A 25,240-nucleotide genomic window follows, 5' to 3' on the forward strand; every position below is an offset into this window, starting at 1 on the left:
GGCAGCACGGTCCGAAGGATGGAGTTAACAATGTCTTCGCTTCTGGAATTGGGTGACAGCCCGCATCGTTCGCTTCGCGTCGCTGTCCTCGCAGCCGTGCTTGGCGTTGCAGGCTGTTTTACCGCTGCTTTCACTTTCGCCGATCAGCCGGCACAGGCGGCCGAGGTCGAGCAGAGTCGCTAAATCTGGCGGTCTCTGGTCGGGGTGCGTGGTTTGCGCGCCGCTACCCAGCATGACGCGACAATGATGGCCGTGCCCATGATCGTTGGCGTGGTCAGCTTTTCGGCGAAGAATATCCAGCCAAACAGCGAAGCCCATAAGAACCCCGAATATTCCAGCGGGACGAGCACTTGTGCCTCGGCGCGGGCATAAGCCCAGGCGAAGGCCATCGCGCCTACGACTGTCAGAACCGCAGCCGCAGTGAGGTCAACCAGTGTGCTGCGGTCGGGCATCTCGAACAGGAACGGGACCGCAAGGCCGAGCAGGACGACCGACACGCCTGAATGGAAGGTAGCGATTTCGGCAGGCCCGGCGACTTGGGACTGCCTTCGGATCAGGATGAAGCTGTAGGCATAGAGCAACGCGGAAACGAGGATGGCCGCGAGGCCGAGTGCCGTATCGTAGTCGAAATCAGCCTGTCCGATCTTTCCGCCGATGATTACGAGCGTTCCCGCAAACCCAAGGAGCGATGCAACCACGGCCTGTCGGCTGATCGTCTCGCCCAGCAGAACGCGTGCCAGGTAGAGGGCGATCAGCGGCGCGACGAAACTGATTGCGATCGCTTCGGCCAGGGGCAGTGTGGTGAGGGCATAGAAAAAAGTCAGCGCCATGAAAGTCGCAACCACCGAGCGTTGCAGATGCAGTTTCAGTACCTGCTTGCCGGGCCACCGTCCGCCACGCGCCAGCCACAGGGGCAGCGCTATGCCGGTCGCGATTGCCGAGCGGAGCCAGGCGGCCGTAAGCGCACCCACCGCCAAGGCGGCGCTTTTCATATAGGCGTCCATCAGTGAAAGGCTGGCAACCGCCAGGGTAGCCATCGCCATGGGGAGAAGGACATGGTTGCGGTTCACCGGGCCGCCCTATCTGGCCGAACGACCTACGTCACTGCCAATTCAGCCTTGCGAAAGCCAACGTACTGGATTGGCGCCGCGCAACCGATTACTGTAATGTCAGGCTGCACGCGCCGCATGGGGGCTTGGGCCGAACCTGGTAGGATTTATGACACGCTTTCGTCTGATTATCGGCACCGCAATGGGTGCTGCGCTCTGCGCGACCTCGGTTTGGGCGCAGGATAGCGCGCCGGAAAACCTTCTTCCGCCCGAACCGGAAAAGGTCACCGAAGAGCTTCCCGATTATACTGCCGATGCACCGCGCCCGGCGGCGCAGCCAAGTGTCGATGAAAGCTTCGACGATATCCGCATGGAGCGTGGCGAGATCGTTCAGCAATTGCCGGTCCTCGTCCGCGAATGGAGCATTGCCCAGGCCCGGGATCTGCTCGCTTTCATTCCCACGGTCGAGGCCGAGGGACTCGTGCCCTCCGACTACCGTCCCGCTGAATTGCGCATGGCGATCGATAGTGGCGAAGGCGCAGCGCTCAACGAGATGGCGAGCGAAATCTTCATCTGGTTGGTGGAAGACCTGCGCGACGGTCGGACGCCGATGGACGCGCGCCGCCAGTGGTTCGTCGTCGATCCCGATCCCGATGTCCTGCCATCGCACCGCTTGCTGGAAGCTGCGGTCGAGAGTGGCGACATCGCGGGCACGCTAACGGCGCTCAACCCGGTTTCACCCGACTATGCGCGCCTGAAGGAAGAGCTCGCGGTCACGACCGATCCGGCCAAGCGCAAGCTGATCCGGGCCAATATGGATCGCTGGCGCTGGCTCGCGCGCGATCTGGGCAAGCAGTATCTTCTGGCGAATGTTCCCGAATACCAGCTAAGGCTGACGGTGAACGACAAGATCATCAAGCATTACCGCGTGGTGGTCGGCAAGCCGGGTCGCACCGCGACGCCGCAACTTGCGGAGATGGTCGAAGCGGTCATCTTCAACCCGACCTGGACGGTGCCGCAATCGATCGTGAAGGGCGAAGGGCTGGGCGCGAAGGTTCTGAACAATCCCGGCTGGGCGCGGGCCAATGGCTACAAGGCGACCAAGGGCGCCAATGGCTGGATCACCGTGGTCCAGCAACCGGGGCCGGGCAATTCGCTCGGGCTAATGAAGCTCGACATGCCCAATCCGCATGCGATCTTCTTCCACGACACGCCCGCAAAGGCGTTGTTCGCGCGCGACAACCGCGCCTTGAGCCATGGCTGCATCAGGGTGCAGGGTGCGCGCGAGCTGGCGATGACGATGGCCATGCTGGGAAATGCCGACAGCCGCGAAGACCTGCCCGTGATCCAGCAGGAAGTCTCCGAAATCACAGCATCGCGCAAATACACGCGCTACCCGATGGAAAAGCAGTGGCCCGCCTACATCACCTATTTTACCTACGGGGTGGATGTGAACGGAGAGCTGCGCCGGTTCGACGATATCTATGGCCGCGATGCGCCGGTTCTGGATGCCCTCGATGCGCCGCGCCAGCGCGAGCGGGCGCGGGAAACGAGCGAAGAGGTCATCGAGATCGTCGACGATCTCCAGACGAGCTGATCGGGATTAGAAAACGCCCGGGTTGGTGCGGCTGAAGGTCGTGCCATCCTCGCGGCGGAGAAGGTCGTACTGTGCGACCGGGGGTGCCGTGGTGCTGCCGTCTTCCGCAAGGCCATAGCTCCCCGCCACCAGCAGTCGTCCGCCCGACAGGTCGATCAGCGCGCGGTCGAACTGCTCCGGCCCCATGGCGAAACAGCCGTTGGACCGGCCGAGGCGGCCCCAGCGGTCGACATGCTCGGGCGTGGCGTAATTCGCCTGGTGCATCACGATCGCGCGGGGAAGGGCGTTGGAATTGGTCGGATCGAGGCCGTCCAGGCGGATCGAGGTGCCATAACGTCCGACATACCAACTGCGCGTCATGAAAGCGCCGCGGCTCGATGCCTCGCTACCCTCGATATTCGAATAGCGCTTGAGCCAGCCATCGTGTTCGCCATCGGAGCCCGTGCCATGGCTGACATGATAGCTTGCCACGCGTTCGTTCTCGAGATCGACGAAATGGAAGCGCTTGCTTGCCGAATGCAGCCCGAAATCGGCGATCCCGACGATATCCTTGCGCCAGACTTTCGATCCGACCCGTTCCAGTTCAGCGCGAGCAATCGCCATCAGCTTCGCGTCGCGTGCAGAAGTGGGATTGACCTGTGCAAACAGGCGCGTGGGAAGGGCTGCCACTGCTCCGGCAGCAAGAGTGCTCTTGATAAGATCGCGGCGTTTCATCGACAATTTCCTTAGCAGGGAGCGACTGACGACGCCATGAACATTGCGCCCGGCCGGTCTGGCTATTCGCCCAGCACCATGCGGTCGCCCTCGATCCGTACCGGCTGGATGGTGGTCAGAAAGCTCTGGCCGAGCAGCGAGACGGCAAGACCATCGGGCACGATGACAGCGCGAACATTGCGCGCTTCGTGGCCGCCCAGGGTCACCCTATCCAGTGATACTTCCACGCCATGCACCGGACCCGACGCGCCGCGGCCCACCGGGCGTATGTCTGCCGGGGACCAAAACAGACCCGCCGCCCGCGCATCGGTGCCGGTCAGCGCGACTATGCTTGCCCCGGTATCGATCAGGAAGGTGAGCCGCGTTCCGTTGATGTTGGCATCGGCATAGAAATGGCCGTCCGCGGCGCGCGGCAATTCGGTCGCACCCGCAACCCATGCGGCATAGCTGTCGGTGTCGCCCGCTTGCGGATCGCTCGCGGTGTACGCGGCCGTGTCAGCGATGGCTGTGTCGGCGGGCGCGCCTTCGGTGGCGAAATCCATCGGGCCATCGGGCACCAAGGCTGCGCCCGCGAAGGCCGTGATGGCAATAGCAAGAAGGGCGATCTCCCGCATGATGGCGGACTATGCGCAAGGCGGTGTTAAATCGCGGTAAAGCGCAGCAGCTCCGCATAGATTGCGTCGGCATCGCGGCTTGCCGCATTGCGCCAGGTGGTGGCGGTTTCTGGGTTCACCAGCGTCCCCTGCGGATCGACCACCAGCAGATTGGGCGTGCCCGGCAACGCCTCGAGGCCGAAACGGCGAGCAATATGCAGATTGTGGCCGTCATCGGTCTGAGGCATTCCGACATTTACGATGACCAGTTCGAAATGTTCGTCGATCAGTTCCGCAAAGCGCGGCGTTTGGAACAGGCCGGCCAGCGCCCGGCTGTCGTGACACCAGTTCGCGCCCATGACCAGCAGCACTTTGGTATCGCGTTCACCCGCCCGCGCCAGTGCCGAATCCACGGCAGCGGTGGCATCCATCTGGGCATCGTAAGCCCGCGCTTCGGGATGGTGAGGCGCTTGGGGTGCTGGTGTGTGGGAACACGCTGCCAAAAGCAGCGCCAAACCGGCAGCGATGCAACGCATTGCTATTCCGCCGCCTCTCTCGCATGCGGATCGAAGGCCACTGCCTCGCCCGCCTCGATGAGTGCCGCTTTCTCTTCCACCAGTTTCACGATGTGGTCGAGCATGTCGTCGCTCTTCACATGGTGGTCGGTCACGCCTGAGAGGTAGACCATGTGTTTGCCATTGCCGCCGCCGGTGATGCCGATATCGGTCTCGCGCGCTTCGCCCGGGCCGTTGACCACGCAGCCGAGGACCGAGAGGCTCATCGGCGTCTTGATGTGTTCGAGCCGCTTTTCGAGCGTTTCGACCGTGCGGATCACATCGAAACCCTGGCGCGAACAGCTCGGGCAGGACACCACCCGGACGCCGCGCGTGCGCAGGCCCAGGGCTTTCAGAATCTCGTAGCCGACCTTCACTTCCTGCTCGGGCTCGGCAGAGAGCGAGACGCGGATCGTGTCGCCGATGCCCGCCCACAGCAGGCTGCCGATCCCGATCGAGCTCTTCACCGTCCCGCCGACGAGGCCGCCCGCCTCGGTAATGCCGAGATGCAGCGGGCAGTCCACTGCCTCGGCCAGCCCGTGATAGGCGGCTACCGCGAGGAACACATCGCTGGCTTTCACCGCCACCTTGTATTCGTGGAAATCGTGGTCCTGCAGCAGCTTGATGTGGTCGAGCGCGCTTTCGATCAGCGCTTCGGGGCAGGGCTCGCCGTATTTTTCGAGCAGGTCCTTTTCCAGGCTTCCGGCGTTCACCCCGATGCGGATCGCGCAGCCATTGGCCTTAGCCGCGCGGACCACCTCGGCCACGCGGTCGCTGCTGCCGATATTGCCGGGATTGATCCGCAGGCAGGCCGCGCCTTTGTCGGCGGCCTCGAGCGCGCGCTTGTAGTGGAAATGAATGTCGGCGACGATCGGGACGCCAGCCGCCTTGGTGATCTTGTCGAAATGTTCGGTCGATTCCGCCGTCGGGCAGGAAACGCGAATGATATCCGCGCCCGCATCCTCGCAGCGGCGGATTTGATCGATCGTCGCGCCTACATCCTCGGTCGGCGTATTGGTCATGGTCTGCACGGTGATCGGCGCATCGCCACCTACGGGGACGTTGCCGACCATGATCTGGCGGGACTGGCGGCGCTCGATAGTGCGCCAAGGGCGGATGGAAGACATGATGCGCGATATAGTCTGTGGAGCATGAAGGGGCAATGACAGGGCATATACCGTGCTGCACGAATCGCCCGATGCCTTTGGCAATCTTTCTGGTGACCATGATGGGGTTTGGTCGCCCTGAGTTTCCCGGCCGACCTGCCTGGGATGATTTTGGTCCACTATCGGGAATGGCCGGTCGGGCGGTGGTTGGGGGCTTGGCCTTGGAGGGCGCTGCTTCCGCACACGCGACCGCGCAGGCCGAAGCGTGCTTTCTGTAAGATGACCGGACAATTCACAAGGACGTCATCACCCGGGTCTTAGCGGCTGTCGTCGAGGAAATGCACAGCAGCCGAGGGAAAACATGGCGATCGGAAAACTCAAACTGATATGCTCAGGCACAATCCTGATCGCAGGTTTATCGGCTTGCGCGACTATCTCGGAAAAAAGCTGCGCCTATGACGCATGGTATGATGTGGGTTTTCGCGGAGCGATGGCCAATCACGATCGAGCGGACTATCTCGACGACATCTTCAAAGACTGCGGTAAGCACGGTTTCGAACCAAATATCGCCGAATTGCAACGTGGTTTTGCAGATGGGACGGAGCGCTTTTGCGAGCCCGATAACGGGTTTGCCTGGGGGCGCGCCGGACACGGCTATAACGGGATCTGCCGCTCGCCCGAATTTTCCAATGCCTATGCGGAAGGCTACCACATCTATGAAATCGAGACACGCCGATCGGCGATTGTCTCGCGCCTGTCCTCGATCCGGTCCGAACTGGAAAAGCTGGAGAAGACGCTGGACGAGGATGAACTAACCGAAAAAGAACAACGCAAGGCCCGGCGCAAATACGACAAGCTTCGGCGCGAACGCAAGGATCTCAGGCGTGAGCTCGAGGCTCTGCCCTTTGTCTGATCGGGCTGCCGATGGTCGGTGGTCGGATTACCAACGCACCAGCGGCGGGACGGCGAAGCGCCCGACAAGCGCGCCGAGAGCCACCGGCAAGGCATGCCAGGTGCCAAGGTGGGCCAGCGTGTCGATCGGGCAGGCCAGGCCATAGGCGAAGCTTCCCAGCGCGCCCGCCGCGATGCCGGTAAAGGTCCCGGCAAGCGTGGTCGAGACCGGTGCTCCGCGCCGCAGCCAGCCGACCAGCGCGGCAAAGGTCAGCACGCTAAAGGCCGAACCGGCGAGGAAACAGTCCAGCCCATAAGGATCGTGCGTGACTTCGTGCAGATCGCCATGAAAGCCGAGCGTCACCAGCGCCGCAACCGGCAGCACCGCGAACATCGCCAGTGACCAGCGCGCGCCGTCATGGCTGTTGCCGACGCGCGGTCCGGCCATGCGCACCACGGCCAACGCCGTTGCCACACCGAGCAGGCCCAGCATCCCATTGACGATGAAGAAAAACGCCGATGCGTGGCCCGACAGAACGCCGCGCCATAGCCCATCGAGCAGTTCGACGGCGAGGATCGTGCCGACGACGGCCAGTGCCACCAGCACAATACCGTGCATCAGCTTCATCGGCTGGACTGGCGACAGATCGGTCGCGAGCTCGTCGATCAGGGAATTGGGAACCCGGTTCATGTCAGTCTGCTTTCTCTACGAGCGCGGACAGCTTCTTCAATCCGCGATGAATGTTTACCTTGACCAGGCTTTCGCTCTGGCCGGTCTTGGCCGAGGCTTCGGCGATCGACAGCCCTTCGATCTTGACCAGTTCGATCACTTCGCTCTGCTTGTCCGGCAGGTGAACGAACAACCGTTCCAGGCTCATCCGGGCCATCACCGCCTCTTCGTCGCTGTCTTCGGCAGCGTCGTGGTCGCCCAGTTCGTCTTCCGCCTTGCGATAGACCTTGCGCAAGTGATCGACCCAGCGATAGCGCGCGATCGCCGCCAGCCAGGGCAGGAAGGCGCGGGTCGGGTCCCAGGTCGCGCGCTTGGCGTGTACGGCCATCATCACTTCCTGAACCAGATCGTCGAGCTGCGCCGGGGCGACCCGGCGGCGGAAATAGCGTTCGAGCCACAGCTGGATTTCGGCGAGGAGCACGCGATAGGCGCTGGCATCGCCCTTTTGCGAGGCGGCCATCAGCTGCGCAAGGCTGGCTTCGTCGGCGATCATCGCGTCCTTCTCCCCTCGATCCGCAGGCTATCAGCTGGCGCGGCGCGAGGCGAGCAGCGCGTCGAGCGAGAACAGGCCTCCCCCGCGCGATACCAGCACTGCCGCCATGGCGACCCACACGATATGCGTTTGCCACCATGCTTCGGGATAGACGAAGATCTGGATCACCAGCGTCATCACCAGCAGCGCCAGCGCCGAGAACCGCGAAAAAAAGCCGAGCACCAGCAGGATGGGGAAGAGGTGCTCGGCATAGGTGGCCATCGGGGTCGCGATGGCCGGGGGGATGGGCAGATCCGAATATTCATATTCGAACAGGAAATAGGCCTGGTCGCTGATCGAGAGCAGCGAACCGTCCTCGACCTTGGTGCGGCCCGAGCGCCAGAAGATCCCGGCGAGCGCCACACGGGTAAGCAGCAGCGCCAGCCCTTCCGGCACGCGCGAAGCGAGCCATGCGGCAAGGTGATCGTAGCGGGCTAGTAGCGTCTGCATGGCTTACCTCGTGTGGCTGGGAGCGGGATCGGTCAGCGCTTGATGGCGGTCAGCGAACCCTTGCCCTTGGGTGTGGAGATCTTCTCGCAACTGCCCTTGGGGACGAGCTTCCAGGCATTGCCCTGGTAATCGCGGGTGGAGGTTCCGGCGCAGCTGGTGCCAGGTCCTGCGGCGCAATCGTTTTCGCCAGCCTTGGCGACGCCGTAGCATTTTTCCATCGCGGGTTTCTTCTGCGCGGCGGCTGGGGTGGCGGCAAGACCGGCGGCGACGCTGGCGGACAGCGCCATACCGGCGAGACGGGCAATCGATTGGGTGTTCATATCGGTATCTCTCTCGAAAACTTCATCTGGGGGGCGCCCCGGCACGAACGCCGGAACTGGCCTGTCATTCGGGCGGGTGCCGGGCATCGTTACAGCGCGACGAAAAAATTCCGGCGGTGTAACCGGCGCGGGCCAGCGCGCGAACGACCCCCGTGTGCGCAGTCCCGCGCATCACGATCAAAAGGGATCACGTCCAATGACCGCCATTCGCAAACCCGCCGCCGCAGCCGCCGCCGCAGCCTTCGCGCTTTCCTCCATGGCTGCTTTCGCTGCCGAACCGCCCGCGGGCAGCACCGGCCGCGCGCTCGGTGCGGAAGACACCGTCCATTGCTACGGCGTGCATTCGTGCAAGGGTCAGGCCGACTGCGCGACCACCGAGAATGCCTGCAAGGGCCAGAACGACTGCAAGGGTCACGGCTTCAAGGCGATGAAGGCGGGTGACTGCCTCGCCAAGGGCGGCACGATCGGCGACCTCGGCTGATCCGTCTCCCGGCGGCCCGGCCAACCCCTATCCTCCTCCGGTCCGCCGGGCCGCAACCTCCTTCTCGTAACGGAGTCACAATGAGCGCGATCGCCCCCTTTCACGGTTTCGGCCTCGGCCTCAGGCGCACCCACTACGCCGACTTCCTCGAGGGCGAGGTCGATGTCGATTTCGTCGAGGTCATTTCCGAAAACTACATGGTCGAGGGCGGCAAGCCTTTGCGCGTGCTCGAACAGGTGCGCGAAAAGCACCCGGTGATCCTTCACGGCGTGTCGATGTCGATCGGGTCCGCGCAAGGGTTGGATGAAGATCACCTCTCGCAGCTGCGCGGGCTGGCCGACCGGATCGATCCGCTGTGGGTGTCCGACCATCTGTGCTGGACCCGCACCAGTGCGCACAACAGCCACGACCTCCTGCCGCTGCCGCTGACGCGCGAGGCGCTCGACGCGGTCTGTGCCAATATCGACCGCGCGCAGGACGCGCTTGGGCGGCCGATGTTGTTCGAAAATCCGTCGAGCTATCTGACCTTTCCCGAAGACGAGATGGCCGAATGGGAATTCCTGTCGGAGATGGCGCAGCGGACGGGATGCTACCTGCTGCTCGACATCAACAATGTCTATGTGAGCGCGCATAATCACGGGTTTTCGGCGCGCGACTACATCGCCGGGCTCCCGCTCGACCGGGTGCGCCAGATCCATTTGGCAGGGCACGAACCGGGCGAGATCATCATCGACACGCACGACCGCGCGGTGAGCGGCGGCGTGTGGGAGCTTTATGCGGATACGATCGCGCAGCTCGGGCCGGTCGCGACGATGATCGAGCGCGACGACAAGATCCCGCCGCTGGCCGAGTTGCTCGCCGAACTCGAGCTCGCGCGATCGCTGGGGCGGGGCAATGCGGGGGCCATCGCAGCATGACCGGCCTTGCCCAGCGACAGGCGGCCTTTCTCGGCGCGATTCTTGACGATGAGGCACCTTTGCCAACGGGCTGGGGCGACGAACGCGCGCCGGGTCTCGCGATTTATCGCAACAATTACCGCACGTCGTTGATGGAAGCGCTACGCTCGACCTTCGAGAGGACCGAGCGGCTTGTCGGCGAGGATGCGTTCCGCCGCGCCGCCGCGCATCACTGCATCATGCATCCCCCGCGAAGCTGGACTCTCGACCTCGTCGGGAAGGGCTTTCCCGAAACCTGCACCGAGCTTTTCACACACGATCCCGACGTGGCCGAACTGGCTGCGCTCGAATGGGCGATGCACGAGGCATTTGTCGCACGGAACACAAAACCGCTGACCACCGCCGGATTCGGGGAGGCCTGCGCCAAATTCACCGAAGGCGACTGGGAAGACCTCACATTAACCTTGGTGCCCGATCTGCGCGTGGTTGGCGCAAGCCATGATCTCGTTCGCCTCTGGTCTTCCCTTGCTGCGGATAGGGCGAAACCGGATGTGGTCCCGTGCGGAGAGGCGCAATGTGCGATCGTCTGGCGCGAGGGCGAACGACCCGTCTTCGCTCTTCGGCCGGCATGGGAAGGCGCGGCACTGGACGCGTTTCAGAGGGGCGCGACATTCGGCGCGGTTTGCGCGGCGCTGATCGAAACGCTGGGCGAAGAAGCGGCAATCGCCGAAGCCGGTGCGATGCTGGCCCGATGGGTCGGCGAAGGGCTGGTCGAAAAACTGGCTCAGGGGGTAGTGGCGTCGCCCGCCGTTACCCCGCTCTCGCCCTTCGCGTCCGACTCGTCCTTGTCGGTCCGGTAACGGTCGAACCAGGCGAGGATGTTCTCGGTTTTGGCAATCAGGCGCGATGGCCGCGCGGCAATGCCATGCGAACTGCCCGGAACGCGAATGAGCATTGTGTCGACGCCGCGCAATTTCAAGGCCTGGTAGAACTGCTCGCTCTCCGTGATCGGTGTGCGGTGGTCCTCTTCGCCGGTCAGCAGCATGGTCGGCGTGGTGACATTGCCGACCAGGCTCAGTGGCGAGCGTTTCCAGTAATGCATCGGGTCCTCCCATGGGAGGACGGGGAACTGATGATGCGTCTGGAAAATATAGCTGTCTGCCGTCAGCGTCTTCGATAGCCAGTTGATCACCGGCTTGGCCGCCACCGCCGCATTGAAACGATCGGTCAGCCCGACGAGATAGGCGGTGGCGATCCCGCCTGCCGAACCGCCGGTGACGAAGAGATTGTCCTCGTCGATAAAGCCCTTCGCGATCATCGCATCGACGCCCGACATGTGATCGGCGGCGTCCTCCTCGCTCGAATATTTGTGCTCGAGCAGCAAAGCGAAATCCTCGCCATAGGAGGTCGAACCGCGATGGTTGTCGTAGAAGACGACGTAGCCCTCGGCGGCATACCGCTGCACCTCGGCGCTGAAATGCGGGCCATAGGCGGCATGGGGGCCGCCGTGGATCTCAAGGATCAGCGGGTATTTCTTCCCCGGGTCGAAGCCGGGCGGCGTGACGTACCAGCCCTGGATCTCGGTGCCGTCGAAACTCGAATTATAGGTGATCTCGTGCACCTTGCCGAGCGTTCTGTGGGCGAGAACGTCCTCGTTCAGGGACGTAAGCTGGCGAGTGCGGTTGCCGCTGCGCACGGCGAGATCGGCGGGCCGCTGGCTGGTCCCCGCGGTCCAGGCCAGCGTGCCGTTTGCCGCCACATCGTAAGTGCCGCTTGTATAGGGACGCCCAAGAGTTGTGCCGCCGAGACCCTCCGCAACGGTTGTGACACGACCGTCCAGCGATACACGGCCGATCTTCTTCTCGCCGCGATCATCGAAGGTGACATAGATCGCGCGATTGCCGCCCCAGCGGATATCGCCGACCTCGCGATCGAGGCTTTGGGTGAGATTGCGCGCGCCGCTACCGTCGGCATTCTTCACGCAGACGTCGATCTGCCACACCGGCCGCTTGACATTCGGCATGCAGACGAAAGCCACATGCGTGCCGTCGGGCGAAACTTGCGGGTTGCCTTCCGCCCCGCTGCCGGAAGTGAACTGGCTGAGCGCGCCGCTGCCGACATCGACCGTATAGATGTCGCTCTCGACCGTCTGCAGTTCCCAGCCCTCGTTGCGATTTGCGGAGAAATAAATGCTTCGGCCGTCGCGGCTCCACGATAGCGGTCCGTCGTGATCGAAATCGCCTTGGGTCAATTGGCGCGGCGTGCCGCCATTTGCGGGAACCACGAAAATATGGCGGAAGGCCGGGTCGAGAAAGCCCTGGCCGTCGCGGCGGAACTGGGCGTGGTCGATCACCTTGACCGCGTCCGACCATTTGGCGCCTTCAGGCTTTTTCGGCATCTTAGCCAGCGGTTTGCGCTCGGCATCGACATTGCTGGTAAAGGCGATCCATTGCCCGTCGGGCGACCAGGCCAGGCTGCTCGCACCGCTGTCCAGACTTGCTACCTGCTGAACCTGTCCGCTGTCCATCCAGCGCGTGTAGATCGCGGCACGGTCGTTGGAGCCGCGCCCGGTATAGGCAATGCGGCGACCATCGGGTGACCATTCGGCACGGCTTGCCCCTTCGACCACCAGGCGCGGTTCACCACCGGCCACGGGGACCATCCAGATCGCTCCCTCGGTCCGGTCGGACATGATGTCGTTCGAGCGGCGGACGAAGAGAACAGTGCGACCATCGGGCGATATCCTGGGGTCGTCGGCATATTCCAGCGCGAACACGTCCTCGGCGCTGAATGTCGTATCGTCCTGCGCCGCCAGCGGTCCCGCCGCGATCAGCGGTGCGGCCAACACCCATGCCCCGAAAAGGCTTCTCATCTGCCTCGTCTCCTTATTTCCCGGGATGCGGCGTAGCACAGAAAAAGGGGCACGGAAGATCAAATCCCGCACCCCTTTAGCGGTGCCGAAGGGCTGTTATGTTCAGGCGCCCGGAGGCAAGGGATCGTCCGATTTCGGGGCCGATCCGGCTAGATCGCTGTCCATCTGTTCGAGCTTCCGTGCAGCCCAGTCGCGGCCGCCGAGACCGAAAGCGAGCGCGCCCGCGACCGCGATTCCCGCGATGAGGATGGTCAGCGCATTCGCCGGGATCATTCCGCCGATGCCGGTGAATTGCAGTCCCATGAAGACGAACAGAATGATCGTTGCCCAGCGGACGATGGTCGCGGCCGTCGTGCTTCCGGCATCGCCCGCGATGAGACGGGCAAGCAGATTGGCGATCAGGAAGCCGAAGGCGATGACCACCGCCCCGAAGATCACCCGTCCGCCCAGTTCGAGCAGTTGATCCAAGATCACGGTCAGTTCGGGAAAACCGAGCAACCGTGTAGCCGCGATGGCGAAGAACAGGATGATCGCGACTTGTACCACGCGGGCGATGATGCCCGATGCGGTGGTGCCGTCTCCGACCAGTCCGGTTTCCGCCAGTGCCCGGTCGACCCCAAGGCCCGGCAACACCTCTTTGATGATCTGCACCACGAATTTGCTGATCAGATAGCCGATCCCCAGCAGCACTGCCGCGGCGATGATGTTCGGGATGGCGGCGAAGATCATCTCGAGCATGCGCGAAGCCGGACCGCTGATCGAATCGATGCCAAGCTGTTCGAGCGCGGCGATTGCCACCGGAATGGCGATCAGGACATAGATGATGGTGCCGATCGTCTTGCTGATCGTGGTGTTGCCGGTGACATTGTCGACCCCGCCGCGATTGGCCCATTTGTCGAAATCGACTGTTTGCAGCGTCGTCACGACCAGGTCGCGCGCAATCCGCGCAACCATCATGCCGATGAAGAAGATCAGGCCCGCCCACAGCAGGTTGGGCAGGAAATCGACGACGTTCTCGAGCAGGCTGTCGATCGGCCCCGCAACACCGCCCAGTTCGAGGATATTGAGAATGATCAGCAAGCCGAACAGCCAGATCAGCAAGGATACGATCTTGCCCAGCGATTCTCCCAGCGACTGGCCGCTGCCCGTTCCGCGCTTGAAGAAATCGACAGCGTCGACGAGTTTGGCGAAGGCCCATTTCGCCGCGCGTGCGGCGAGCCAGGTGATGACGAGCGCAACGATGGCCAGCAGGATTTTTTCCCCCAGCTCCATCGCCAGCTGTTCGTCGAAACGATAGCGATCGAAAATCATGAAACCTCTCCCCATTGGTTTCCGTAGCGTCAGGGCTATCACGGTGTCGGAAATCTACAAAATGCTTCTGGGGGATTGAGTGGATAACTCGCCGTGCTATCCCTCTCGCATGAGAGGATTTTTCACACCGCTAGCCCGCGCTTTCGCCGCGATTTCGATTTTGTTCGCATATCCTGCGGCGGCGCAGGAGGATCCGGGCTGGTCGATCGCCATCCATGGCGGTGCCGGGACCATTGAACGCGAAAGCATGACGGCGGAGCAGGACGCGGCTTATCGCGCGGCGCTGCAGAAGGCGCTCGATGCCGGGGCCAAGGTGCTGCGCGAAGGCGGCAGCGCGATGGATGCGATCCAGGCGGCGATCGAACCGATGGAGGACGATCCGCTGTTCAACGCCGGACGCGGCGCGGTGCTGACTTGGGATGGCGATATCGAACTCGACGCTTCAATCATGGACGGGCGCACGCGCGATGCGGGCGCCGTGGCGGGCGTCACCGGCATCCGCCACCCGATCGAGCTTGCCCGCAAGGTCATGACCGACAGCCCGCATGTCATGCTGGCGGGGGACGGGGCAGAGGCATTCGCGGCGGAACAAGGCCTGGAACTCATGCCGCCCGAATGGTTCGAGACCGAGCGGCGCAGGAATTCGCTCGAACGCATGAAGGCCGAGAAGCTTTCCGCGATCGACGTCGATATCAAGTTCGGAACCGTCGGTGCGGTGGCGCTCGACAGCGAGGGCAACATGGCGGCGGGCACCTCGACCGGCGGGATGACGGGCAAGCGCTGGGGCAGGATTGGTGATGCCCCGATCATCGGCGCAGGCACCTATGCCGACAACCGCGCCTGCGCGGTTTCGGCCACGGGCTGGGGCGAGTTCTTCATCCGAGTCGGCGTTGCGCATGAGATCTGCACGCGCCTGCGCTATCGCTATCAGACGGAAATCGGCGCCGCGCAGGCCGAAGTGCCGCGCGACAGTGAAGGGCAGCCGACCTATATCGTCCACGCCAGCGAGTTCGGGCTCGATGCCACCCAGGCGCAGGAAGAGATCGATGCGGTGATCGCCGAGGTTGGGGCGCTGGGCGGCGATGGCGGTGTCATCGTCGTGACCAGCGAGGGGCACCCGCTGTTCAGCATGAATAGCAGCGGCATGTATCGCGGCCGCGCTACCAGCGATGGCACGAACGAGGTGGCGATCTACGCCGACGAATAATCAGGCCTTTATGGACGCTTCGTGGCTTTTCGCCCAATCGGCGAGGAGCCTTCCCACTTGCGCGAAGGTCGCGTCGACTCTTTGGCCATCGATCGGTGCCCCGACAGGCGACTGATGATACACGGCAAAGAATGTGGGCGCTTCAGAGGGATCGAGCGCAAAGCCGATATTCCCGCGCAGATAACCCATTGCTGGATGCGCGCCCGAATTTCCGGTCTTGTCGCCAGCGACCCAGTCTTCGGGCAGCCCCGCCCTCACGCGCTTGAGACCGGTCGTCGATTCGATCATCCACCGGCGCAGTTCCCGTCGCCGAGGTGCTTCGAGTGGCGATTCGCTGTTCGTAGCGAGCATTTTCGCGAGTGTGCGAGCCATGGCTACCGGCGTCGTCGTGTCGCGGACATCGCCTTCCGGGACGAAATTCACCGCCGTCTCCATCCGGTCGAGCCGCGAAGTCTCGTCGCCGAGCCTGCGCCAGAAGGCCGTCAGTCCGGCAGGGCCGCCGACCCGGTCGAGCAGCAGGTTGGCCGCCAGATTGTCCGACACCGTCTGGGCGGCATGAGCGAGTTCGCGCAGCGTCGCTCCCTGCGCGACACGTTCGCCGGTGAAAGGTGTGTGAAAGATGAGATCGTCGGCTGTCCAGGTCACCCGCTCGGAAAGGTCCAGCGTGCCGTCCTGTCCGAGTGATAAGACCTGCGCCGCGAGCGATGTCTTGAATGTCGAACACATTGGAAAACGTTCATCGCCGCGATATGCGACATGGGCGTGACGTGCCGGAGTATGGAACGCGACGCCAAGCCGCCCTCCCAATGCGCGCTCCAGGATACGAAACGTCGCTAAGAAGCGCCCGTCCGTGCTCCGGTCGAGAGGCACGCAGGCCATGCCCGCCAGAGCTGCTGCGCCTGCAATCATGCTGCGCCGGTCGAGCGTCATCCGCGCTTCCGTGCCTGGGCATAGCTGCCTAGCAGGCGGACCTCGTTCGTCTGGAAGGCGAGTTCCTCCAGCGCGGCATCCACGCGCGGATCGCCCGGGGCACCTTCGATATCGGCAAAGAACTGCGTTGCCGCGAAGCTCGCGCCCTTTTGATAGCTTTCCAGCTTGGTCATGTTGACCCCATTGGTCGCGAAGCAGCCTAACGCCTTGTAAAGGGCGGCGGGGATATTCTTCACTTCGAAAATGAACGTGGTCATCGCCAGTGCGCCTTCGAGCGCCATGGGATCGCGCGCCTCCTTCGCCAGCACAACGAATCGCGTCGTATTGTCATGCGCGTCCTCGACTTCGCGCTCGATAATGTCGAGACCGTACAGATCTGCCGCCAGCGCCGGGGCGATGGCTGCGACATCCCGCCTGCCACTCTCCGCAACGAAGGCCGCCGCGCCCGCTGTATCGGCATGGCTGAGTCCGATGATCCCGCGTTCGGACAGGAATTTGTGCGACTGACCGAGCGCTTGCGGATGGCTGTAGGCGGCCTCGAACGGACCCGGACCGAGCGCAATCAGGCAGTGCGTGATGCGCATGAAATGTTCGGCCACGATGGCCAGACCGCTGCCGGGAAGCAGGAAGTGGATATCGGCCACGCGGCCATGCTGGCTGTTCTCGATCGGGATCATCGCGCAGCCTGCCGCACCGCTTTCGACCGCTTCGAGCGCATCTTCGAAGCTGAAGCACGGCAAAGGCAGCGCATCGGGAGCGAACTGCATAGCCGCCTGATGCGAGTTCGAACCCGGCGCGCCGCCAAAGGCAATGGCGCGCACGGGATCTTGCGCTGCGGCGGCGCGCATCGAGTCGACGAGGGCGAGAGCGGGCTTGGCGAATTGGCGCATGGTCCGAGCGGCGTTACGGATGCGTTGTGGTCGCATCAAGCGGTATTGCGCCCTGCGCACTTGCGCAAGGCGTGCACGCGCACTAGAGCGGCGCGCAACCATCAGACCAACCGATTTTTCGCCGGGTATTTACGCAATGGACGATCGCTTCAACACCGCCGCTGGCTGGGTTCTCTTCGCGGGCATCATTGCCCTTGGTGGTTCCATAGTTTCGGGGATGTATTTCCACGCCGACGATGGCGGGCTGCCGGAGGGTGTGGAACCCGGGTATTTCATCGAAGGCGAGGAAAGCGAAGGCGGCGCCGATGCGGGACCCGACCTGGGCACTTTGCTGGCCAATGCGGATGCCGCCGCTGGCGAGCGCGTTTTCGCCAAGTGCACGGCCTGCCACACGATCGATCAGGGCGGGGCCAACGGTATCGGTCCCAATCTTTATGGCGTCATGGGCAAGGCGATTGCCGGCGGCGCGGCCGGTTTCGCCTACAGCTCGGCGCTCAGCGAAAAGGGTGGCCAGTGGACATGGGAAAACATGGATGCCTGGCTGACGAGCCCGCGGGGCTTTGCCAACGGCACGAAGATGAGCTTTGCGGGCCTCAGTAAACCTGAAGACCGGGCCAATGTCATGGAGTTCATGGCAACTTACGGGGGGGCACCGGCCAAGCCCGAGCCCGCCGCTCCTGAAGAAGAGGTTGCCGAAGGCGAGGATGCGCCGGGCGCCGGTCCCGGTCCGGTCGAAGGCGCCGAAGTGGGCGCCGCGGAAGCTGCTGGCGGGATGAGCGCCGACCAGCCGGTTGCTGCCGACAACGCCGCGATCGACAATGAAGGCGCAACCAAGGTCGACTGACCCCGGTTTCGCTATCGATCAATTTCGAAACCCCGCCCATGGCGGGGTTTTTTGTGCCCTGCGCCTATGCGCCGCCCTTGAAGCCTTGCGCGATGACGTACCATTCGCTCGAACCCTTACGGCTGGCGGGCGGTTTGGCGTGCTTAACCGTCTTGAAATGCTGTTTGAGCAGTTTGAGCATTTCGTTGTCTGTCCCTCCGGCGAGCACCTTCGCCAGATAGGTTCCGCCGGGTGCCAGATTCTCGATCGCGAACCAGGCCCCCGCCTCTACCAGCCCCATGGTACGCAAGTGGTCGGTCTGCTTGTGGCCCACGGTATTGGCAGCCATATCGCTCATGACCAGGTCGGCCTTCCCACCCAGCGCGTCTTCCAGCACTGCGGGGGCCTCATCGTCCATGAAATCCATCTGGAAAATGGTCACGCCTTCGATGGGCTCGACTTCGAGCAGGTCGATACCCACCACATGGGCTTTGGGCTTCAGCTTGCGCACCACCTGGCTCCACCCACCCGGCGCGATGCCGAGATCGACGACGCGCGTGACACCTTTGAGCAGGCCGAACTTCTCGTCCAGCTCGATCAGCTTGTAGGCGGCGCGGCTGCGATACCCTTCGGCTTTGGCCTGTTTCACGTAAGGATCGTTGAGCTGGCGTTGCAGCCAGCGGGTCGAGCTCGCGGTGCGTTTCTTCGCGGTACGGACGCGCGTGTCGCGGTCTTTGCCTGAGCGTGCCATTATGATTGGGTCCTTGCTTGGTACACCTTCGACCTCCGTCGAAGGCTTGCTGGAACAGCCGAAAGGGAAGCGCGGAGGCGCTTCCCGCACGCATCAAACACACCGAAATCAAACATCCTGCTCTCGCATTCGCTGGACCGCAGCGCGGCTGCGCTCGCCTTCCGCGTCGGCGGCGATCAGGCTGCGCAATATGCCTTCGCGAATGCCGCGATCGGCCACGCCAAGCTGTTCGGCGGGCCAGATGTCGAGGATCGATTCGAGAATAGCACAGCCGGCAATAACGAGATTCGCCCGATCGTCGCCGATGCAGGGCAAGCGTTTTCGTTCCGGTGCGCTCATGCGCGAGAGCCTGGTCGAAATGTCGCGCATCGCCAGCGAGGGCACGATCAAGCCATCGACCGCGCGCCGATCATATTGGGGCAGCTCCAGATGCAGGCTGGCCAGCGTCGTCACGGTTCCGCTGGTGCCGAGCAGCCGGATCGGATCGGGCGCGCAGGTATGCTCGCGGATCCGTTCGGCGAATTCGGCGAAGCTGCGTCCGACCGTGCGGCGCATCTGGACATAACGATCGAGCCGAGCGTCCTCGCTTTCGTCTGTCCCATCGACCATGTCGGTGAGGGAGACCACGCCCCAGGGAACGCTCAGCCAATCGAGAATGCGCGGGACTTTTTCACCCGGCTGCACCAGCACGAGTTCGGTGGAGCCGCCGCCAATATCGAAAATGATCGCCGGGCCGTTGCCTTCCTCCAGCAAGACATGACAGCCAAGCACGGCAAGCCGTGCCTCTTCCTGAGCGGAAATGATGTCGAGCATGATGCCGGTTTCGCGTTGCACCCGCTCGATGAAGGCTTCGCCGTTGGAGGCACGGCGGCATGCTTCCGTGGCGACCGACCGGGCAAGCCGAACATTGCGGCGGCGGAGTTTCTCCGCGCAGACATGCAGCGCCGCCACTGTGCGTTCCATCGCCTCGTCGGACAGTTTGCCACTGGCCGCGAGTCCCTCGCCCAAGCGAACGACGCGGCTGAACGCATCGATCACGGTAAAATTCTCGCCCGATGGCCGGGCTATCAGCAGGCGGCAGTTATTGGTGCCCAGATCGAGTGCCGCATAGGCCTGTCGGCGCGGCGGATGGCCGGAATGTGGGCCGGGCTGACCGTTCGGCCGGGGAACGATTGCGCTGTCGCGATGCGGCGCATTACGTTTGCCGCCACGCTTCGTTTCGGGCCGGGAAGGGCGTTTGTAGCGGAAATCGGCTACCTTGCCGGACTTGCCGCCCCGTTGTGTCCCGCGCCCCCTTTTCGTGTCCGGCGGAGTATGGTCCGCCATAGTCGGAGCTTTCTTATTCCTCCCGCGCAAACCACCGTGCACGGGGACTTGGCGGCGATGCTAGCGGCGAAGCGGGGGCGGGGCAAGTGCGCGCGCAACGCACGGGGTTGACCTCGCGCGGCGGCGAAACTAGATGCGCGGCCTCTTCCGGAGCGGTAAAGCGATTCCCGCCCGCCCGGACGGCTGATGCCCCGTCGTCTAATGGTAAGACTACGGACTCTGACTCCGTCAATTGAGGTTCGAATCCTCACGGGGCATCCAATTTTCTTATCCCGTTGCCAAACCTTCTCCTGCGCGCCAAAAAGGTTGCAATGGGAGACGGACATTTGAACGAGACCTTTCCGGAAATCCGCGACGCGGTGCGGCGGCTGTGCGCCAAATTCCCTGGCGAATACTGGCAGCGGCTCGATCGCGAGCGGGCCTATCCGACCGAATTCGTGACTGCGCTGACCGAAGCCGGTTTCCTGTCCGTTCTGATTCCCGAGGAATATGACGGGTCGGGCCTGGGGCTCGAGGCGGCATGCGCTGTTCTGGAGGAAATCCATCGTTCGGGTTCGAACGGCGGGGCATGCCATGCGCAGATGTACACCATGGGCACGTTGCTGAAGCACGGGTCGGAAGAGCAAAAGCGCGAATATCTGCCCAAGATCGCCAGCGGCGAGCTGCGCTTGCAGGCCTTTGGCGTCACCGAACCGGGGGCAGGGACCGACACCACGCGCATTTCGACTTTCGCGAAGGATGCGGGCGATCACTATGTGGTCAACGGCCAGAAGATCTGGATCAGCCGAGCCGAGCATTCGGACCTCATGGTTCTGCTGTGCCGCACGACCCCGCGCGAGGAATGCGCCAAACCGTCCGACGGAATGAGCGTGCTGCTGGTCGACATGCGCGAGGCCGTCGGCAACGGGCTGACCGTGCGGCCCGTGCGCACCATGCTCAACCATGCGACGACCGAACTGTTCTTCGACGATCTGCGTGTTCCGAAATCGGCCTTGATCGGCGAGGAGGGCAAGGGTTTTCGCTACATCCTCTCGGGCATGAATGCGGAGCGTATCCTGATCGCTAGCGAGTGCATCGGCGACGGGCGTTTCTTCATCGACAAGGCGAGCGCCTATGCGAAGGAGCGGAACGTCTTCGGCCGCTCGATCGGCGAGAATCAGGGCGTCCAGTTTCCGATTGCCCGCGCCTATGTTCAATTGTCTGCCGCAGCCGAAATGGTGACCAAGGCGGCCCGCATGTTCGATGCGGGCGAGACGGCCGGGACCGAGGCGAACATGGCCAAGATGCTGGCGAGCGAGGCGAGCTGGTTTGCCGCCGACATGTGTATCCAGACGCATGGCGGTTTCGGGTTCGCCGAAGAATACGATGTCGAGCGCAAGTTCCGCGAAACCCGGCTCTACCAGGTCGCGCCGATCAGCACGAATCTGATCCTGAGCCATGTGGCGACGCATGTGCTGGACCTGCCCAAGAGCTTCTAAAACACCGAAATCACCGAGGAGAGAGAAATGTCGAGCAACGGTCCGCTGACCGGCCTCAAGGTCGTCGAATTCCAGGGCATCGGCCCGGGGCCGCACGTGGCGATGATGCTTGCCGATATGGGCGCCGAAGTGGTGCGGATCGAACGCGCGGGACATCAGCCGATGAATCCGGTGGTCGAACGCGCCCGGCATCGTGTCGCGGTCGACCTCAAGAGCGAGGAAGGGCATAGCTTCGTCAAGACGGCGCTCAAACATGCCGACGTGCTGGTTGAGGGCTTCCGGCCGGGTGTGATGGAGCGCCTCGGCCTCGGCCCGGACGAGATGCTCGAAGCCAATCCGCAGCTCGTCTATGCGCGCATGACCGGCTGGGGGCAGGACGGCCCGCTGGCGCAGGCTGCGGGGCACGACCTCAATTATATCGCGATCACCGGCGCGCTCGACGCTATCGGCAAGCGCGGCGAACTGCCGGTGCCGCCGCAGAATCTCGTCGGCGATTTCGGTGGGGGCTCGATGTATTGCGCCATGGGCATACTCGCCGCGCTGTTCGAGCGCGAGCGGAGCGGCAAGGGGCAGGTGGTCGATGCCGCCATCGTCGATGGCGTCACCAGCCTGATGAGCTTCTTCTACGGCCAGCCGCACAGCGCGCTGCGCACGGTCGAACGCGGTGCGGGCCTGCTTGGCGGGGCGGCGCATTTCTATCGCTGCTACACCTGTAAGGACGGCAAGGAAGTCAGCGTCGGCGCGATCGAGCCGCAATTCTATGCCGAGCTGCTCCAGCGCGCCGGCGCGCCCGAGCATCTGCGCGAGGCGCAGATGAACCCCGCGAAGTGGGACGATTATGCCGAGGACCTCGCCGAACTCTTTGCCACCAAGACGCAGGCCGAATGGTGCGAACTGCTCGAAGGGACCGATGCGTGCTTCTCGCCGGTCGTCCCGCTCGACCATGCAAAGGACCATCCGCACATGAAGGCACGCGGCGCCTTCGTCGAGCACGGCGGTCGCTGGCACACCGCGCCAGCCCCGCGTTTCGACCGCACGCCGAATACCATTCGCGACAGTGCGGAAGACGGCGATCAGGTGGTGGCGCGCTGGGCGGAAGGGGGCTAAACGCACGCGCAAAGGAGAGATTCCCATGCGCAATTGCACCAAGTTCTACATCGACGGCCAGTGGGTCGATCCGGTCGAGGAAAACACCCAGCCGGTCGAAAACCCGGCTACCGAGGAAACCATCGGTTACATTAGCTTCGGCACGAAAGCCGATGTCGACAAGGCCGTGGCCGCTGCGCGCGGGGCGTTCGAAACCTTCAGCCAGACGAGCAAGGAAGAGCGCCTGACTCTGCTGCGCGCGATCCAGGCCGAGATCGAGAACCGCAAGGAAGAGCTTGCCACTGCGGTGAGCGACGAAATGGGTGCGCCGATGAGTCTGGCGAATGGCCCGCATGTCGGGCTGCTTGCCGGGCACTGCCAGAAGGCCATCGAAATTCTCGAGGGTTTCGAGTTCGAACGCCAGGATGGTCCGACGCTGCACGTCTGGGAGCCGGTTGGCGTGGTCGGCATGATCACCCCGTGGAACTGGCCGCTCAACCAGATCGCCTGCAAGGTCTTCCCCGCGCTGGCGACAGGCAACACCATGGTATTGAAGCCAAGCGAGATCGCGCCTTTCAACGCCTATATCTTCGCCGAGATAATTGATGCGGCGGGCGTTCCGGCAGGCGTGTTCAACCTCGTCAATGGCGACGGGCCGGGCGTGGGCGAGGCGATTTCGGGCCATCCCGATATCGACATGGTCAGCTTCACCGGCTCGACCCGGGCGGGCATTCTCATTGCCAAGAACGCCGCCGACACGGTCAAACGCGTGGCGCAGGAACTAGGCGGCAAGAGCCCCAACATCGTGCTCGACGACAGCGTCTTCACCCAGTCGGTTGCCAAGGGCACCGTCGCGATGATGGGCAATTCGGGCCAGACCTGCACCGCGCCCAGCCGCATGCTCGTGCCGCAGGGGCGCATGGAGGAGGCCAAGGCCGCCGCCAAGGAAGCCGCGGAAGGCGTGATCCCCGGCGATCCCAAGGGCAATGCAGCGATCGGTCCGGTCGTCAGCCGTACGCAGTGGGACAAGATCCAGGGCCTGATCGAGAAGGGCATCGAGGAAGGCGCGACGCTGGTCGCGGGCGGGCCGGGCAAGCCCGAGGGTCTGGAAACCGGCCATTACGTCAAACCGACCGTCTTCGCCGATGTCGACAACGACATGACCATCGCGCGCGAGGAAATCTTCGGGCCGGTTTTGACCATCATCGGCTACGAGGATTACGACGACGCCATCCGTATCGCCAACGACACCGAATACGGCCTTGCCAGCGCGATCACGGGCGAGGATGTGGAGACCGCCCGCAAGCTGGCCAAGCGCATTCGCGCCGGCCGGGTCGCGATCAATGGCGGCTACGATCTCAACGCGGCCTTCGGCGGCTACAAGAAGTCGGGCAATGGCCGCGAATGGGGCGAGTGGGGCTTCCACGACTTCCTCGAAGTGAAAGCCGTGATGGGCCACGGCTGATGGCGGGCAAGCACTTCGACGAATGGCAGGTCGGCGACAAGCTGACCCATGAAATCCGGCGCACGGTGACGGAGGCGGACAATCTCTTCTTCACCGTGATGACTCACAATCCCCAGCCGCTCCACCTCGATGTGGAAGCGGCGAAGGAAAGCGAGTTCGGGCAGATCCTGGTCAATGGGACCTATACTTTCTCGCTTATGGTGGGGCTGAGCGTGGGGGACACCACGCTCGGCACGCTGGTCGCCAATCTCGGCTACGACAAGCTGGTCATGCCCAAGCCGGTGTTCATCGGCGATACGCTGCATGCAACCAGCGAGGTGATCGGATTGCGCGAAAGCAAATCGCGCCCCGATACGGGCATCGTCACTTTCCTGCACGAGGCGGTGAACCAGCGCGGCGAAGTGGTGTGCCGCTGCGAGCGTTCGGCCCTGCTCAGAAAGAAGCCCTCGAAATAGGCGCGTAACCTTTCTGCTCCTCGCGCGTTTGGTGCGCTAGGGAGAGCGACGTGTCGAGCAAGGAACCGGAAAGCGTCGAGGAAGTCATCGGCGAATTGGACGAGCTCGCCTCGAAGAGCGATGCCGTGCGTATCCGCGATGTGCTCGACGATTTCGGTGGGCGTAGTTTCGGCCCCTTCCTCCTGCTTCCCGCCTTGCTCGAAATTACGCCGATCGGTGGAATTCCGGGCGTGCCGAGCTTTCTGGCCGCAATCATCGCGCTGATCGCCATGCAAATGCTGATCGGCAAGGATCATGTCTGGCTGCCCGGTTTCGTCGAACGACGCGCGATCGAATCCAAGAAGCTGCACAAGGCGGTCATGAAGCTGCGCGGCGTCGCCCGGTGGCTCGACGATCACAGCCGCGACCGTTTCCATTCGTTGACACGAGGCATATGGATCAAGGTTTCCGCGGTGGCGGTTCTCCTCTTGTGCGCTACGGTCCCTCCGCTGGAATTTCTGCCATTCGCCAGCTCTGCGCCGATGCTCGCCATCGCGGTGATCGCCCTGGCTCTGATTGTACGGGACGGGCTGGTCATGATCTGTGCCCTGTTGCTGGCAGCGGCGGCGCTCGGCGGCGGGACCTACTATTATTACACATCGGACGAAGGCGAAGGCGCGGGTGGCATGGTTCGCGCGCCATCCTGGACCGCAGGCCACCGGGCTTGACCGCTGCCTCGCTCCGCGCTCAAGAT

28 protein-coding genes and 1 tRNA gene are annotated in these 25,240 nt (G+C 63.3%); 14 read left to right on the plus strand and 15 right to left on the minus strand.

The genetic code is table 11. From position 1 onward, the window contains the following. Positions 1-30 precede the first annotated feature (30 nt). Positions 31-183 carry a hypothetical protein gene (locus tag MUY37_RS13490; RefSeq protein WP_499195883.1) on the plus strand — a complete coding sequence of 51 codons (153 nt, stop codon included), beginning with the start codon at positions 31-33 and terminating at the stop codon, positions 181-183. On the opposite strand, the gene MUY37_RS13495 is transcribed toward MUY37_RS13490, so the two are convergent. Continuing rightward, complete coding sequence (locus MUY37_RS13495; RefSeq protein WP_499195884.1) at positions 180-1,070, minus strand: DMT family transporter; 891 nt, start codon at positions 1,068-1,070, stop codon at positions 180-182. The genes MUY37_RS13490 and MUY37_RS13495 overlap by 4 nt on opposite strands. A 148-nt stretch (positions 1,071-1,218) precedes the next feature. On the opposite strand from MUY37_RS13495, the gene MUY37_RS13500 reads away from it, so the two are divergent. After that, positions 1,219-2,646 (plus strand): L,D-transpeptidase family protein, encoded by a 1,428-nt coding sequence (locus MUY37_RS13500; protein ID WP_499195885.1) that lies wholly within the window; start codon positions 1,219-1,221, stop codon positions 2,644-2,646. Positions 2,647-2,652: 6 nt separating this feature from the next. Here the strand turns inward: MUY37_RS13500 and MUY37_RS13505 are convergent, their stop codons facing one another. The 4 genes from MUY37_RS13505 to ispG all read right to left on the minus strand — a co-directional run bounded on the left by MUY37_RS13505 (position 2,653) and on the right by ispG (position 5,634). Then, positions 2,653-3,360, minus strand: a complete 708-nt coding sequence (locus tag MUY37_RS13505) for a murein L,D-transpeptidase catalytic domain-containing protein (protein ID WP_499195886.1) — start codon at positions 3,358-3,360, stop codon at positions 2,653-2,655. A gap of 62 nt (positions 3,361-3,422) precedes the next feature. Then, positions 3,423-3,974 carry a retropepsin-like aspartic protease family protein gene (locus MUY37_RS13510; RefSeq protein WP_499195887.1) on the minus strand — a complete coding sequence of 184 codons (552 nt, stop codon included), beginning with the start codon at positions 3,972-3,974 and terminating at the stop codon, positions 3,423-3,425. Between the two features lie 26 nt (positions 3,975-4,000). Further along, positions 4,001-4,489 carry a thioredoxin family protein gene (locus tag MUY37_RS13515; RefSeq protein ID WP_499195888.1) on the minus strand — a complete coding sequence of 163 codons (489 nt, stop codon included), beginning with the start codon at positions 4,487-4,489 and terminating at the stop codon, positions 4,001-4,003. A gap of 2 nt (positions 4,490-4,491) precedes the next feature. Further along, positions 4,492-5,634: a flavodoxin-dependent (E)-4-hydroxy-3-methylbut-2-enyl-diphosphate synthase gene (ispG, locus tag MUY37_RS13520; RefSeq protein WP_499195889.1), complete on the minus strand. Its 1,143-nt coding sequence runs from the start codon at positions 5,632-5,634 to the stop codon at positions 4,492-4,494. A 340-nt stretch (positions 5,635-5,974) separates the two neighbouring features. Between ispG and MUY37_RS13525 the strand changes: the two genes are divergently transcribed. Further along, entirely contained in the window at positions 5,975-6,526 is a 552-nt protein-coding gene (locus tag MUY37_RS13525; RefSeq protein ID WP_499195890.1) for a DUF2799 domain-containing protein, read from the plus strand. Between the two features lie 27 nt (positions 6,527-6,553). On the opposite strand, the gene MUY37_RS13530 is transcribed toward MUY37_RS13525, so the two are convergent. Genes MUY37_RS13530 through MUY37_RS13545 form a run of 4 tightly spaced genes read right to left on the minus strand, consistent with a single transcriptional unit; the run spans position 6,554 to position 8,536 of the window. Next, positions 6,554-7,195, minus strand: a complete 642-nt coding sequence (locus tag MUY37_RS13530; RefSeq protein WP_499195891.1) for a DUF1109 domain-containing protein — start codon at positions 7,193-7,195, stop codon at positions 6,554-6,556. A 1-nt stretch (position 7,196) separates the two neighbouring features. Next, a complete protein-coding gene (locus MUY37_RS13535) occupies positions 7,197-7,727 on the minus strand; it encodes a sigma-70 family RNA polymerase sigma factor (RefSeq protein WP_499195892.1) in 531 nt (176 codons plus the stop codon). Between the two features lie 30 nt (positions 7,728-7,757). Then, positions 7,758-8,216, minus strand: coding sequence for a DoxX family protein (locus MUY37_RS13540; RefSeq protein ID WP_499195893.1), 459 nt, complete (start codon positions 8,214-8,216; stop codon positions 7,758-7,760). Positions 8,217-8,248: 32 nt separating this feature from the next. Continuing rightward, on the minus strand, positions 8,249-8,536 hold the full coding sequence (locus MUY37_RS13545; RefSeq protein WP_115415840.1) for a BufA1 family periplasmic bufferin-type metallophore: 288 nt from the start codon (positions 8,534-8,536) through the stop codon (positions 8,249-8,251). Between the two features lie 196 nt (positions 8,537-8,732). On the opposite strand from MUY37_RS13545, the gene bufA2 reads away from it, so the two are divergent. The 3 genes from bufA2 (at position 8,733) to MUY37_RS13560 (ending at position 10,773) form a co-directional block, all read left to right on the plus strand. Continuing rightward, a complete protein-coding gene (bufA2, locus tag MUY37_RS13550) occupies positions 8,733-9,017 on the plus strand; it encodes a BufA2 family periplasmic bufferin-type metallophore (RefSeq protein WP_499195894.1) in 285 nt (94 codons plus the stop codon). Positions 9,018-9,097: 80 nt separating this feature from the next. Beyond that, positions 9,098-9,934 (plus strand): MNIO family bufferin maturase, encoded by an 837-nt coding sequence (gene bufB / locus MUY37_RS13555; protein ID WP_499195895.1) that lies wholly within the window; start codon positions 9,098-9,100, stop codon positions 9,932-9,934. Then, positions 9,931-10,773 (plus strand): HvfC/BufC family peptide modification chaperone, encoded by an 843-nt coding sequence (locus tag MUY37_RS13560; RefSeq protein ID WP_499195896.1) that lies wholly within the window; start codon positions 9,931-9,933, stop codon positions 10,771-10,773. Before bufB ends, MUY37_RS13560 begins: the two co-directional genes overlap by 4 nt. Here the strand turns inward: MUY37_RS13560 and MUY37_RS13565 are convergent. Continuing rightward, positions 10,698-12,785 carry a S9 family peptidase gene (locus MUY37_RS13565; protein ID WP_499195897.1) on the minus strand — a complete coding sequence of 696 codons (2,088 nt, stop codon included), beginning with the start codon at positions 12,783-12,785 and terminating at the stop codon, positions 10,698-10,700. The two genes, MUY37_RS13560 and MUY37_RS13565, sit on opposite strands and share 76 nt — an antisense overlap. A gap of 102 nt (positions 12,786-12,887) precedes the next feature. After that, complete coding sequence (locus MUY37_RS13570) at positions 12,888-14,096, minus strand: mechanosensitive ion channel (RefSeq protein WP_499195898.1); 1,209 nt, start codon at positions 14,094-14,096, stop codon at positions 12,888-12,890. 109 nt (positions 14,097-14,205) lie between these two features. Here MUY37_RS13570 and MUY37_RS13575 point away from each other — a divergent pair, with 109 nt between their 5' ends. Next, complete coding sequence (locus tag MUY37_RS13575) at positions 14,206-15,303, plus strand: isoaspartyl peptidase/L-asparaginase family protein (protein ID WP_499195899.1); 1,098 nt, start codon at positions 14,206-14,208, stop codon at positions 15,301-15,303. Here the strand turns inward: MUY37_RS13575 and bla are convergent, their stop codons facing one another. Both bla and MUY37_RS13585 read right to left on the minus strand, forming a co-directional pair. Further along, a complete protein-coding gene (gene bla, locus MUY37_RS13580; protein WP_499195900.1) occupies positions 15,304-16,233 on the minus strand; it encodes a class A beta-lactamase in 930 nt (309 codons plus the stop codon). Beyond that, entirely contained in the window at positions 16,230-17,123 is an 894-nt protein-coding gene (locus tag MUY37_RS13585) for a prephenate dehydratase (protein ID WP_499195901.1), read from the minus strand. The genes bla and MUY37_RS13585 overlap by 4 nt, the downstream gene beginning before the upstream one ends. Positions 17,124-17,259: 136 nt before the next feature. On the opposite strand from MUY37_RS13585, the gene MUY37_RS13590 reads away from it, so the two are divergent. Beyond that, a complete protein-coding gene (locus MUY37_RS13590; protein ID WP_499195902.1) occupies positions 17,260-17,967 on the plus strand; it encodes a c-type cytochrome in 708 nt (235 codons plus the stop codon). 64 nt (positions 17,968-18,031) lie between these two features. On the opposite strand, the gene MUY37_RS13595 is transcribed toward MUY37_RS13590, so the two are convergent. Both MUY37_RS13595 and MUY37_RS13600 read right to left on the minus strand, forming a co-directional pair. Further along, positions 18,032-18,697 carry an RlmE family RNA methyltransferase gene (locus MUY37_RS13595; protein WP_499195903.1) on the minus strand — a complete coding sequence of 222 codons (666 nt, stop codon included), beginning with the start codon at positions 18,695-18,697 and terminating at the stop codon, positions 18,032-18,034. A 108-nt stretch (positions 18,698-18,805) separates the two neighbouring features. Then, the gene (locus tag MUY37_RS13600) at positions 18,806-20,023 is read right to left on the minus strand and encodes a Ppx/GppA phosphatase family protein (RefSeq protein ID WP_499195904.1); all 1,218 of its coding nucleotides are present in this window, start codon (positions 20,021-20,023) and stop codon (positions 18,806-18,808) included. A gap of 187 nt (positions 20,024-20,210) precedes the next feature. On the opposite strand from MUY37_RS13600, the gene MUY37_RS13605 reads away from it, so the two are divergent. The 6 genes from MUY37_RS13605 to MUY37_RS13630 all read left to right on the plus strand — a co-directional run bounded on the left by MUY37_RS13605 (position 20,211) and on the right by MUY37_RS13630 (position 25,214). After that, positions 20,211-20,284 (plus strand) — tRNA-Gln (locus MUY37_RS13605). Between the two features lie 65 nt (positions 20,285-20,349). Then, a complete protein-coding gene (locus MUY37_RS13610) occupies positions 20,350-21,501 on the plus strand; it encodes an acyl-CoA dehydrogenase family protein (RefSeq protein WP_499195905.1) in 1,152 nt (383 codons plus the stop codon). 27 nt (positions 21,502-21,528) lie between these two features. Further along, positions 21,529-22,608 carry a CaiB/BaiF CoA transferase family protein gene (locus tag MUY37_RS13615; RefSeq protein ID WP_499195906.1) on the plus strand — a complete coding sequence of 360 codons (1,080 nt, stop codon included), beginning with the start codon at positions 21,529-21,531 and terminating at the stop codon, positions 22,606-22,608. Positions 22,609-22,633: 25 nt separating this feature from the next. Beyond that, positions 22,634-24,052 carry an aldehyde dehydrogenase family protein gene (locus tag MUY37_RS13620; protein ID WP_499195907.1) on the plus strand — a complete coding sequence of 473 codons (1,419 nt, stop codon included), beginning with the start codon at positions 22,634-22,636 and terminating at the stop codon, positions 24,050-24,052. Continuing rightward, positions 24,052-24,507 carry a MaoC family dehydratase gene (locus tag MUY37_RS13625; RefSeq protein WP_417320662.1) on the plus strand — a complete coding sequence of 152 codons (456 nt, stop codon included), beginning with the start codon at positions 24,052-24,054 and terminating at the stop codon, positions 24,505-24,507. The genes MUY37_RS13620 and MUY37_RS13625 overlap by 1 nt, the downstream gene beginning before the upstream one ends. 50 nt (positions 24,508-24,557) lie before the next feature. Beyond that, entirely contained in the window at positions 24,558-25,214 is a 657-nt protein-coding gene (locus MUY37_RS13630) for an exopolysaccharide biosynthesis protein (protein ID WP_499195908.1), read from the plus strand. The last annotated feature ends 26 nt before the right edge of the window (positions 25,215-25,240 follow it).

The organism is Qipengyuania sp. ABI-127-1 (assembly GCA_022953095.1).
Lineage (GTDB): Bacteria > Pseudomonadota > Alphaproteobacteria > Sphingomonadales > Sphingomonadaceae > Qipengyuania.

Coding starts and splice junctions, on each gene's coding strand:
- MUY37_RS13530 (WP_499195891.1), bottom strand. CDS start 7,195: ATGAACCGGGTTCCCAATTCCCTGATCGACGAGCTCGCGACCGATCTG.
- MUY37_RS13515 (WP_499195888.1), bottom strand. CDS start 4,489: ATGCGTTGCATCGCTGCCGGTTTGGCGCTGCTTTTGGCAGCGTGTTCC.
- MUY37_RS13620 (WP_499195907.1), top strand. CDS start 22,634: ATGCGCAATTGCACCAAGTTCTACATCGACGGCCAGTGGGTCGATCCG.
- MUY37_RS13585 (WP_499195901.1), bottom strand. CDS start 17,123: ATGCGCCAATTCGCCAAGCCCGCTCTCGCCCTCGTCGACTCGATGCGC.
- MUY37_RS13600 (WP_499195904.1), bottom strand. CDS start 20,023: ATGGCGGACCATACTCCGCCGGACACGAAAAGGGGGCGCGGGACACAA.
- MUY37_RS13595 (WP_499195903.1), bottom strand. CDS start 18,697: ATGGCACGCTCAGGCAAAGACCGCGACACGCGCGTCCGTACCGCGAAG.
- MUY37_RS13615 (WP_499195906.1), top strand. CDS start 21,529: ATGTCGAGCAACGGTCCGCTGACCGGCCTCAAGGTCGTCGAATTCCAG.
- MUY37_RS13590 (WP_499195902.1), top strand. CDS start 17,260: ATGGACGATCGCTTCAACACCGCCGCTGGCTGGGTTCTCTTCGCGGGC.
- MUY37_RS13525 (WP_499195890.1), top strand. CDS start 5,975: ATGGCGATCGGAAAACTCAAACTGATATGCTCAGGCACAATCCTGATC.
- ispG (WP_499195889.1), bottom strand. CDS start 5,634: ATGTCTTCCATCCGCCCTTGGCGCACTATCGAGCGCCGCCAGTCCCGC.
- MUY37_RS13575 (WP_499195899.1), top strand. CDS start 14,206: ATGAGAGGATTTTTCACACCGCTAGCCCGCGCTTTCGCCGCGATTTCG.
- MUY37_RS13510 (WP_499195887.1), bottom strand. CDS start 3,974: ATGCGGGAGATCGCCCTTCTTGCTATTGCCATCACGGCCTTCGCGGGC.
- MUY37_RS13570 (WP_499195898.1), bottom strand. CDS start 14,096: ATGATTTTCGATCGCTATCGTTTCGACGAACAGCTGGCGATGGAGCTG.
- MUY37_RS13500 (WP_499195885.1), top strand. CDS start 1,219: ATGACACGCTTTCGTCTGATTATCGGCACCGCAATGGGTGCTGCGCTC.
- MUY37_RS13490 (WP_499195883.1), top strand. CDS start 31: ATGTCTTCGCTTCTGGAATTGGGTGACAGCCCGCATCGTTCGCTTCGC.
- bla (WP_499195900.1), bottom strand. CDS start 16,233: ATGACGCTCGACCGGCGCAGCATGATTGCAGGCGCAGCAGCTCTGGCG.
- bufB (WP_499195895.1), top strand. CDS start 9,098: ATGAGCGCGATCGCCCCCTTTCACGGTTTCGGCCTCGGCCTCAGGCGC.
- MUY37_RS13535 (WP_499195892.1), bottom strand. CDS start 7,727: ATGATCGCCGACGAAGCCAGCCTTGCGCAGCTGATGGCCGCCTCGCAA.
- MUY37_RS13625 (WP_417320662.1), top strand. CDS start 24,052: ATGGCGGGCAAGCACTTCGACGAATGGCAGGTCGGCGACAAGCTGACC.
- MUY37_RS13565 (WP_499195897.1), bottom strand. CDS start 12,785: ATGAGAAGCCTTTTCGGGGCATGGGTGTTGGCCGCACCGCTGATCGCG.
- MUY37_RS13540 (WP_499195893.1), bottom strand. CDS start 8,216: ATGCAGACGCTACTAGCCCGCTACGATCACCTTGCCGCATGGCTCGCT.
- bufA2 (WP_499195894.1), top strand. CDS start 8,733: ATGACCGCCATTCGCAAACCCGCCGCCGCAGCCGCCGCCGCAGCCTTC.
- MUY37_RS13560 (WP_499195896.1), top strand. CDS start 9,931: ATGACCGGCCTTGCCCAGCGACAGGCGGCCTTTCTCGGCGCGATTCTT.
- MUY37_RS13505 (WP_499195886.1), bottom strand. CDS start 3,360: ATGAAACGCCGCGATCTTATCAAGAGCACTCTTGCTGCCGGAGCAGTG.
- MUY37_RS13545 (WP_115415840.1), bottom strand. CDS start 8,536: ATGAACACCCAATCGATTGCCCGTCTCGCCGGTATGGCGCTGTCCGCC.